The sequence below is a fragment of the Actinophytocola sp. genome, from assembly GCF_036402745.1.
Classification (GTDB): domain Bacteria; phylum Actinomycetota; class Actinomycetes; order Mycobacteriales; family Pseudonocardiaceae; genus Actinophytocola.
In genome coordinates, this window is record NZ_DASWSJ010000040.1 from 1 (window position 1) to 9885 (window position 9885).

The following is a 9885-nucleotide window of genomic DNA, read 5'->3' on the forward strand; positions in this document are numbered from 1 at the left end:
GGGGCCTGGCTGTACACGTGACCTGCGATCATGGCCGCAAGCCTAGCTCGCGGGTGACCGGTCAGCCGGCAGGCACCGTCGCCGTGTTGCCGGGGAGGGACTGGGCACCCAGCGGCGCCGCCGCAGGGTCGCCGGCCGGGACGCCGGTGCCCGTCTCGCTACGGGGGGTCTCGCTCGTGGGCGGCGTGACGGTCGTCGTCGGCGGCGTGACGGTCGTGGGCGGCGGCTCGGTCGTGGTCGGCGGGGTCGAGGGCTGCGGATCGCCGGAACCCGTGCCGCTGCCGGGGTTCGCGCCCGTGCCGGAGTTGTCCGGCGCGGTGCTCGGGTTGGGTTGCGGCGGCGACGTCGCCTCACCGGACGGGCTGCCCGGCAGCTGCGCGACCAGTTGCCGGTGCTGCTTCTCCAGCTCGGCCTTGCCCTCGTCCTTGGACACCGTGGGCAGCGCCGCGTGCGCGGCCTCGAGCTTGGACTTGGCCTCGTCGAGGTTGCCCTCGGTGAGCGCGGCCTTGGCCTCACGCAGGTCGGCCCGGACCGCCTCGGCGGCCTCGACCGAACGCGCGTGGTCGGCGTAGAGCACCTTGGTGAGCGCCCACAGCGTGTCGCCCGGCTGGGCGTTCTGCGCGGCGAGCCCCATGCCGGCGAAACCGATGGCCAGCACCGCGGCCGCGGCGGCCACGGGCACCAGCAGCCGCGGGCGGCGCTTGCGGCGCATCCGGGCGGCCTGCACGGTGACGGTGGCGAGCTTCTCGTCGACGAGCTCGCCGATCGGCTCGGTCTCGACGTCCTGGCGCCACGCCATCAGCAGCGCGCTCAGCTGGTCGTCCGGCGCCCCGTTCGGATCCTCCAGGCTCGCGCCGCCGAGAAGGTCGAGATACTCGTCGTCGGCGTGCACCGACGCGAGGTCGAAGTCGAAGTCGGAAGCGGCCTCGGCCGGCCGGTCATCCTGTGGCAAACCGGTACCCAGCTCGCCTCGATCCCCTCGATCACCCATTCAGACCACCTCCTCCGCTGACAACGTCTTCCGTAACCGGGCTAGTGCGCGGTGCTGTGCCACCCGAACCGCTCCCGGCGTCGAGCCGACCGCCTCCGCGGTCTCCTCGGCCGAGAGTCCGACGACCACTCGCAGCAGGACGATGTCCCGCTGCTTGTCCGGGAGCACGTCCAGCAGATCGTTCATCCGCCGACTGAGGTCGGCCTGCATGGCACGTTGCTCCGGACCGGCATCGGTCTCCGGTTCATCTGGAACGTCGGCAACCGGCTCCGATCGGTTACGCCCAGCGGCACGATGCGCGTCCGCCACCTTGTGTGCGGCGATGCCGTACACAAAGGCCAGGAAAGGTCGCCCCTGGTCGCGGTAGCTGGGCAAGGCCGTTAGCACCGCGAGACACACCTCCTGTGCGACGTCGTCTGCCGAAGCGAACGAACGCTCCTGCCTTCCCACACGCGCGCGGCAGTACCGCACGACCAGAGGCCGGATGGACGCAAGCACCCGGTCAATGGCGCGTGGATCGCCTTCGACGGCAGCGCCAACTGAAGCGTCCAGTCCGTCCCCCAATGTGGTCATCGCAGCGAGCAGCCTCAGTGTTACGTGCAGGTACGGTCAGTCGAACATCACACTAGGTGAGGGACGTGCTATCCCTCGCCGGGGTGTCACCCACCGTACCGCGCACCACAAACAGTTCCCTTATGCGCTGGTGAGCGACACGTCCACCATTCCTCTGGGTGATCGGCCCTCTACACGCCGTCCCGCCGACCGTCCCAGTTGAACCCCGAACGCGCTGAACGACGCCCTCCCCGCATGGCGTGCGGGTGGCGTCGTTCGGTTCGCCGTGCGTTGGAAAGGTTACGAAACGAGACCTCGTCGGAAGCCGTGCGCGACGGCCTGCGCGCGGTCGCGCACGCCGAGCTTGCGGAACAGGCGGCGGGCGTGGGTCTTCACCGTGTCCTCGGACAGGTAGAGCTCGCGGCCGATCTGGCCGTTGCTCTTGCCCATGGCCATGCCGCGGAGCACCTGGAGCTCGCGGTCGGTCAGCTGAACGCCCGGGTCGGACGGCTGCCGCGGCGCGGGCACCGAGGTGCTCGCGAGCGTGTGCGCGAGCGCGGCCACCAGCTCCGGCCGCGATGCGTCCCAGCGGAGGTAGCCGCGCGCACCGCCGGCGATGGCGGCCGCGATGCTGCTGGCGTCGTCGGGAGCACCGAACACGATCACGTTGGCCTGCGGGTTGGCCGAAACCAGGCGACGGGTCGCCTCGACCCCGGTTGGCACCGCACGTTGGGTGCCGACGAGGACGACGTCGACCGGAGCGCGGGAGAATCTGGCGAGCAGCTCGTCACCGTGCGCTACGCAGTCGATGCGACTAACCCCTGGAACCGCGGACATGACACGGGTCAAGCCTTCCCGCACGCCGCGGCGGTCGTCGCAAATCAAGACCGTCGTCACGGGGACTCCTTCCTGCAGCCGAGTGACGTACTCCTCCCTATCGGACGCTTCGGCGCGAACCTTGACACGATCTGGTGGTAATTCTTCCGACCAGTTCGCCCAGATGTCCGTACCCACCCCGTCACCCAGTTGGGCCAGCGAGCCGAGGCACCCACGGGGAGCGCTCGGCGAGCCTGCGTCCGACTGGGTCCGCCCGACGTAACACGCTGTGTAAGGCTATGCCCGCGCACCGACAAAATTGGTCCGCTCGGGTGGCATCCAGCTCGGCCATGATCAACGCACCCGGCCAGACCAGCGACAACAGACCCAGATCCGTCGCATCGGCAAGCGCGCGGCGCACGATTTCCTCCGCCCGGCCGGTCGTCCCCCGCGCCGCGAGCGCCGCCCCGAGCACCATCCCGGACTTGATCCGGTGCCGGACCGAGCCCTCCGCGGCCGCGCGCTCGGCGGCCGGCTCGGCGAACCGGACGGCCTCCTCGGCACGGCCGGCGCTCAGCTCGATCTCCGCTGAGACCCAATCGTTGCGAACGGCCCCCCGCCAGCCCGCCTCCTGCCGCCGGGCGACCGCGACGAGCCGGCGGGCCTCGCCCAGCCGAGCGGCGCCGACCGCGTCGGCGGCGAGCCCGAGCAGGACGTCCGACCGTGCCTGGGCCACCGCCGGCGTGTCCGCGAGTCCGGCGAGCCGGGCGTGTCCGGCGGCGTCGAGCACCCGGGCGTCGGCGTGGCCGCCAAGCTGGCGCCGGTGGGAGGCGAGCGCGGCGGACGCGAGCGCGGCGAGCACCGGGTCGGCGTGGGTGCGCAGCCGGTCGAGGAGGGTCACAGCGGCGGCGTACCGCCCCTGGCCGCCGAGGACGACGGCGGCGAGCCACTGTTGCCGAGGGTCGGCCGGCGTTCGGGTGATGGCGAGGTCCGGCCGGTCACCGAACGCCGCGTCCGCCAAGTCCGTCACGCGCCGACCAGCGACTCGATCCGGTGGACCGCGCCGGCGAGGTCCTCGAGCCGGTCCACCCGATCGGGGAGGTCGGTGGTGAACCAGCCGGGGCCGCAGGCGAACAGCCGCACCCGGGCCCGCGTGCGGGGCACCCGCTCGAAGACGTCGGCGACGCCGTGGCGGGGCAATTGCGCCCAGACCGCGACCGCGGCCGGCCCGGTCCGGCGGACCGCGGCGGCCAGCGCCTCGGCCGGCAGCGCGGCGCCCAGCATCTGGGTCCCGATGCCGGCCGCCGCGAGCGCGGCGCGCAGTACATACAGAGGAAGGCTGTGTCGTTCGTCCGGCGCGCAGCACAGCAGGACCGGGCGCGGGTTGCGTGGCGCGGTCACCACGGGTGTCGCGCCGATCATGGCGGCCAGCGCGCACTCGTGGACCAGGTGCTCGACCTCGACGCACTCGCCGGACTGGACCCACCGGGCGGCGAGCGCGGAGAGCACCGGCCGCAGCACGTCGTCCCAGACCGCGACGACGCCGAGGTCGGCGATCCGGTCGGCGATGAGCTGCTGGGTGGCGACCGCGTCCATGGCCAGGGCGGCCCGGCTGAGCCCGACGACCGCGCTCGAGCGGGGGCCGGCCGCCGGGATGCCCTGTTCCCGCGACTCACGCGGAGCGAGTACGTGCACCTCGGGGGCCGGCGCGTGCCGCAGTGCGTAGCCCGCCGCCTCGGCCGGGGTGGCGCCGCGCAGGAGGGCCTGCTGCATGAGCTCGAGCCGGGCGACGTCGGCCGGCGCGTACCTGCGGTGGCGGCCGGTGGTGTGCTCGCGCGGACCGATGCCGTAGCGGCGGTCCCAGGTGCGCAACGTGGCCGGCGCGACCCCCAGCCGCCGGGCGACGGCCGCGACCGGGAGGGTCGGCTCGTCCTCTTCCCTGTCATCGGTCACCGGGTCCCGCGGCTCGTCGCCGACAATCAGCGAAGCACCGCCATGATCGCCCACCTTTGTCGCCACCCTCCCATCGTCGGGTGATCACAAGCGTCCGGCAACTGGATCGACGAACACGCTGCGTCTACCTGGCGAATCGATCGGCTGAAAGTGCAGGCCAATGAGTCGATCACTCTTGAACAAGCATTGGCGCGGTTCTAGCGTTGGTTCCGCTGCACCGAATGGAGTAGTCGGTTCATACGAACTTCCGGCGAGGGAGGCGGTCACCATGGCGGACACTCGCAGGCTCCCAGGTCCCAACGCAGACGTCTGGGACTGGCAGCTCGATGGTTCCTGCCGCGGCATGGACAGTGCGTTCTTCTTTCACCCCGATGGGGAACGCGGCCCGGCCAGAGCGCGACGTGAGGCCAGAGCCAAGGCCATCTGCCAGGCGTGTCCCGTGCTGGAGCTGTGCCGCCAGCACGCGCTGGCGGTGCACGAGCCATACGGCATCTGGGGCGGCCTGTCCGAGGGCGAGCGGGAGGCCATCATCAAGCTCGAGAAACGCACACTAGCCGTGGCAACCTGATCAACGATCGACCGAGCGCCGCGCCCGGCACCCGCCGGACGCGGCGTTCGTCATCCCGGCAGGAATCCCGAACAGCGAACGCCACGTCCACCCCCGCTGCGCCGCCCACCATCCCGGCCACACCCAACTTTCGCGCGGCATCCACCATCCCGGCCACACGCGAACGCCACATCCCAGCCGTCTGCCCGCAGCTGTCACCATCCCCGAAACACATGACCCACCACAGCCAGGCCCGCCCGCGGGGTCACCATCTCCCAAACGGCGAACGCCGCGCCCGGATGTCCCGGACGCGGCGTTCGCGTTGCTCTGTATAGAAGGTGTCAGTACCCCGGGCCGTGACCGTGCCCGTGACCGTGGCCCTGACCAGCGGCCTCCGGCTCCTCTTCCTTCTTCTCCACCACGGACGCCTCGGTCGTGAGCACCATCCGCGCGATGGACGCCGCATTGGTGACCGCCGACCGGGTGACCTTGACGGGGTCAACGACACCGTCGGCGAGCAGGTCACCGTAGGTGAGCTTGGCGGCGTTGAAGCCGTGGCCCCACTGGAGCTCGCGCACCTTGGAGACGACGACCGGGCCCTCGAAGCCGGCGTTGGCCGCGATCCACGACAGCGGCGCGACGAGCGCCTCCCGCACGATCGCGATGCCCGTGGCGACGTCACCGGAGTGCGACTCGCTCAGCTTCGCCAGGTCGGTGGCCGCGTGCACGAGCGACGAGCCGCCGCCGGGCACGATGCCCTCCTCGACCGCGGCCTTGGTGGCCGAGACCGCGTCCTCGATGCGGTGCTTGCGCTCCGACAGCTCGGTCTCGGTGGCCGCGCCGACCCGGATGACCGCCACGCCGCCGGCCAGCTTCGCCAGCCGCTCGGACAGCTTCTCCCGGTCCCAGTCGGAGTCGGTCGCCTCGATCTCCTTGCGGATCTGCTCGGCGCGCGCCTCGACGTCGGCCTTGTTGCCGCCGCCGTCGATGATCGTGGTCTCGTCCTTGGTGACCACGACGCGGCGGGCGCTGCCCAGCACGTCCAGGTCGACCTCGGAGAGCTTCATCCCCAGGTCGTTGGACACCACGGTGGCGCCGGTGACGACCGCGAGGTCGTCGAGGAACGCCTTGCGCCGGTCACCGAAGTACGGCGCCTTGACCGCGACCGCGCGGATCGTCTTGCGCACCGAGTTGACGACCAGCGTCGACAGCGCCTCGCCGTCCACGTCCTCGGCGACGATCAGCAGCGGCTTGCCGGCCTGGGCGACCTTCTCGAGGATCGGCAGCAGGTCGTTGAGCGAGGAGATCTTCTCCCGGTGCAGCAGCACCGCGGCGTTCTCCTGCACCGCTTCCTGCGCCTCCAGATCGGTGGCGAAGTAGGCGGAGATGTAGCCCTTGTCGAACTGGACGCCCTCGGTGATGACGAGCTCGGTGGCCAGCGTGGAGGACTCCTCCACGGTGATCACGCCGTCCTCGCCGACCTTCTCGATGGCCTCGCCGAGCAGCGCGCCGATCGACGCGTCGCGCGAGGCGACCGTGCCGACCTGGGCGATGTTGTCGCGGCCCTTGACCGGGGTGGCCTTGCTCTTGAGGATCTCGACGACCGCGTCGGCGGCGAGCTGGATGCCCTGGCCGAGCGCGGTCGGGTTGGCCCCGGCCGCGACGTTGCGCATGCCGACCCGGACCATCGCCTGCGCGAGCACGGTGGCCGTGGTGGTGCCGTCACCGGCGACGTCGTTGGTCTTGGTGGCGACGTTCTTGGCGAACTGGGCGCCGAGGTTCTCGAAGGCGTCGTCGAGCTCGATCTCGCGCGCGATGGTGACGCCGTCGTTGGTGACGGTCGGGCCACCGAACTTCTTGGCCAGCACGACGTGCCGACCGCGCGGCCCGAGCGTGACCCGCACCGTGTCGGCGAGCTTGTTCACCCCGCGCTCGAGCGCACGACGAGCGTCCTCGTCGAAGCTGATCTGCTTGGGCATGTCCTACCTTTCTTGGACACACAGCGCCCCGGGACCCCGTGGGGGCCACCGGGGCGCTGTGAGTGACTAACGCCAGGCGTCAGTTGACGACGGCCAGCACGTCGCGGGCGGAGAGGATCAAGTAGTCCTCACCGTTGTACTTGATCTCGGTGCCGCCGTACTTGGAGTAGATGACGACGTCGCCGACCGCCACGTCCACCGGGAGGCGGTTGCCGCTGTCAGCGATCCGGCCCGGGCCCACGGCCAGGACCTTGCCCTCCTGGGGCTTCTCTTTTGCTGTGTCTGGGATGACCAGGCCAGACGCCGTCGTGGCCTCGGCTTCGCTCGCCTGGACGACGATCTTGTCCTCGAGCGGCTTGATGTTCACGCTCACCGCTGTGACCTCCACGGGTCGACTCGATTGCGTTGGCAGTTACCTGTCGTGCTTGCGGCTCCTGCCACCCCGCCGTCGCGGGTGCCGGGGCGGTGTCGGCGCCGTACGTTTGGCACTCTACCCACGCGACTGCTAACGGTGCAACGAGGGTCCACAGGGTACTTCTCAGTCCACCCAGATCGGTCGGCCCGAGACGGTCGTGCCGCGCGCCGCCAACAGTACGGCGGCGGTCGCGTCGAGCGCCGTGGGCAACGCCGGAGTGCTCATCATTCGGGAGCGAATCGGCTCGATGACGTTCTCGAGCCGCCGGGCGAGCATGAGCGGCGCGATGTACTCGGTGAACACGGGCCGCAGGTGTGCCTTGCCCTGGGCCCGGCTCGCCACGAACCGGACCTGTGCACCGCAGCTGAGGCCCAGCGCGGTCAGCGCCGACGCCTGGGTCAGCTTGAGCTCGATCGCGTTGTGGAGGCTGTACGAGGGCGGTTCCTCTGCCTCGAAGTCGAACGGGTCCAGCTGCGACAGACACTGTTCGGGCCGGTCGCGGGCGAGGTGCCACCAGCCTTGGGAGATCGCGAGGGACACGGACATGTCGGCGTTGGTCTCGTAGTCGCCGACGCGCCGGAAGTCCCGGTCCATCTCCGCGTGGGTGGCGCCGGTGAACAAGCGCCCGACCGTGCGCCGGCGAAGCGTGGCGATCTGGATGAACGGCGCGGGCTTGATCAGCAGGACCTCGTCGTAGAGACGTTCGGCCTTCGCCCAGTCGCCGACATCCTGGTAGAGGTTCGCGACCGCGAGCAGAAGCGCGGCACGGCCGGCGTTCGGGCAGTTGTTGTTCATGGCGAGCCGGCGCCGCACCCGCAGCAACGTCGCCTCGAGCAGGGCCGTGTGCATGCGGTAGGGCAGGTAGAACAGGCTCTGCGCGAGGAACGCCCAGTCGTCGCCCTCGTGGATCTCGAAGGCGTACGGGTAGTGGGCAGCCAGGATGTCGCCGAGCCGGGCGCACCCGACAGCGAGTGCGGGAACGCCGGCATGGAAATGCCGGCGTGCGCTGTGGAAGAGGTTCTCGGCTATGAGATCGATCCCGAACCGGAAGCCGGCCCGTTGCGGCGGCCCGTTCGCCAGCCGGGGCGGCCGGACGCGGTGCCGTGCGCTGATCGGCACGAGATTGTCGAACCGCATGGCGGAGGAATCCTCATCGATCGGGATCCATTCGATACCGCGGTCCTCGGCGACCGGCCCGTCGACGACGCAGTTGCTCGGACCGTAATAGTCCTCCAGCTCGCGACCCAGCCGGCTCTTGTCCCTGTCGAGCGCGTGGACCGACTCGGTCCGCTGCGCGGGCACCGGCGTGCGCGACCGGTCGATGTCCTCAACCGCCCGGCGCACTCCTTGCGCGACCTCGAGCCATGCTGCGTCGGGGTTGTCCCACATGCTGATCGGCTTGAGGTCCCGCGGGAACGCTTGGAACCGGCCGAAGGGCATGTTCGCGAAGTCCACCGGCTTGACGATAACCGGCACTATGCGCACCCCATCCTCCCGATGCCGCCGCAGGGCCTCGGCCAGCTCCTTCTCGAAGCAGTAGACGGAGGCAACGAAGTCGGCGGTGACGAGAAGGACGACGATGTCCGCGCAGGCGAGCTCGGACTCGATGTCACGCTGCCAGTCCGAGCCCGGCGTGATGGCCCGGTTGTTCCACAGATCGATGAGCCCTTCGCGAACCAGCGGTGCGAGATGGACATCCAGCCGAACCCGCTCGGCCTCGTCCAGGTGCGCGTACGAAACGAAGACCCGACACAGTCCACCTTGGACACGCTGCGTGATCGCATCTGGCACCTGATGGGCGTCGCGCTCCTCGTGCGTGTCTCCGCACGGGTTCGTCGTCATCGGACTGCCCTCGCACGAAGGATTCCATCCAACTGCTGCGAAGCAGGACCCGATATCGCGTCCAGCCGCCGGCCATTCGGTCGAAAATTTCTGTCCCCACGGGCTCGGGTGATCCTCTCGGCGCTGACCCCAATTCCCAAGATCGCCATGCGCGTTCACCGCCTTGTTCCGCAGATCACCCGGCCGATCGAAAGCTTGATATCCAGCTGCCTAGACCTCATGGTAAGGCAGATATTGCCGGTGTCCAGCGAGGCAATGTAGCCCCACTTCAGACTTTGTTAAGCTGCCCTAGTCACGAACCGGTCAAGCATCCCGGTTGAGCGGTCGTTGACTTGGGAGGATCAAGTGAGCGCCCGGAAAGTCAAGTTGGAGGAAATGCTTGGCAGCTTGATCGAACGCGGTGGGTACAGCCGAAATCGCCAGGCAATTTCCACTGCGGTCGGCGTGACGGCCGCCGCGCTGTCCCAGTACGCCCGCGGCCACACCCGGCCGAGTTTCCAGAAGCTGGTGGCCTTGGCGGACTTCTTCGGCGTCAGCCTGGACTACCTCGTGTTCGGCGAACCGGTGAGTGCGCCGATCGACGACGGGCCCTTGGCCAGGTACGTCGAGCACGCACTGGCGGATGTGCAGAACCGCGCCAGCCGACACGCGGACTTGCTGACCCGCATCGGCCGGGTGCTCGCGGACCGCATCGACGACGTCGCTCGCGACCTGGCGAGCTCTCGCTCGGCGGGACTGGAAGGCCTGATCCAGCAGGACGAAATCCTTCGCGTCGAGCGCTATTGCCGGC

Annotated in this window: 10 protein-coding genes; 2 read left to right on the forward strand and 8 right to left on the reverse strand. The window is 69.9% G+C overall.

From position 1 onward, the window contains the following. Positions 1-61: 61 nt before the first annotated feature. The 5 genes from VGD70_RS04110 to VGD70_RS04130 form a co-directional block, all read right to left on the reverse strand. On the reverse strand, positions 62-991 hold the full coding sequence (locus VGD70_RS04110) for an anti-sigma-D factor RsdA (protein ID WP_331078253.1): 930 nt from the start codon (positions 989-991) through the stop codon (positions 62-64). Next, positions 992-1564 carry a sigma-70 family RNA polymerase sigma factor gene (locus VGD70_RS04115; RefSeq protein ID WP_331078254.1) on the reverse strand — a complete coding sequence of 191 codons (573 nt, stop codon included), beginning with the start codon at positions 1562-1564 and terminating at the stop codon, positions 992-994. It abuts the gene before it with no gap. A gap of 279 nt (positions 1565-1843) precedes the next feature. Next, a complete protein-coding gene (locus VGD70_RS04120; protein WP_075129007.1) occupies positions 1844-2440 on the reverse strand; it encodes a response regulator transcription factor in 597 nt (198 codons plus the stop codon). A 121-nt stretch (positions 2441-2561) separates the two neighbouring features. After that, entirely contained in the window at positions 2562-3389 is an 828-nt protein-coding gene (locus VGD70_RS04125) for a hypothetical protein (protein WP_331078258.1), read from the reverse strand. Continuing rightward, positions 3386-4312: a MerR family transcriptional regulator gene (locus tag VGD70_RS04130; protein ID WP_331078260.1), complete on the reverse strand. Its 927-nt coding sequence runs from the start codon at positions 4310-4312 to the stop codon at positions 3386-3388. The genes VGD70_RS04125 and VGD70_RS04130 overlap by 4 nt, the downstream gene beginning before the upstream one ends. 268 nt (positions 4313-4580) lie before the next feature. On the opposite strand from VGD70_RS04130, the gene VGD70_RS04135 reads away from it, so the two are divergent. Beyond that, the gene (locus VGD70_RS04135; RefSeq protein WP_331078262.1) at positions 4581-4880 is read left to right on the forward strand and encodes a WhiB family transcriptional regulator; all 300 of its coding nucleotides are present in this window, start codon (positions 4581-4583) and stop codon (positions 4878-4880) included. A 320-nt stretch (positions 4881-5200) separates the two neighbouring features. Here VGD70_RS04135 and groL read toward each other — a convergent pair whose 3' ends face one another. From groL to VGD70_RS04150, 3 genes are all read right to left on the reverse strand, one after another. Further along, positions 5201-6838, reverse strand: coding sequence for a chaperonin GroEL (gene groL / locus VGD70_RS04140; protein WP_331078263.1), 1638 nt, complete (start codon positions 6836-6838; stop codon positions 5201-5203). 79 nt (positions 6839-6917) lie between these two features. Continuing rightward, positions 6918-7211, reverse strand: a complete 294-nt coding sequence (gene groES / locus VGD70_RS04145) for a co-chaperone GroES (RefSeq protein ID WP_414637886.1) — start codon at positions 7209-7211, stop codon at positions 6918-6920. A 165-nt stretch (positions 7212-7376) separates the two neighbouring features. Beyond that, entirely contained in the window at positions 7377-9254 is a 1878-nt protein-coding gene (locus VGD70_RS04150) for a toll/interleukin-1 receptor domain-containing protein (RefSeq protein WP_331078267.1), read from the reverse strand. Positions 9255-9440: 186 nt separating this feature from the next. Between VGD70_RS04150 and VGD70_RS04155 the strand changes: the two genes are divergently transcribed. Further along, a partial coding sequence (locus tag VGD70_RS04155) for a helix-turn-helix transcriptional regulator (protein WP_331078269.1) occupies positions 9441-9885 on the forward strand: 445 nt, incomplete at its 3' end.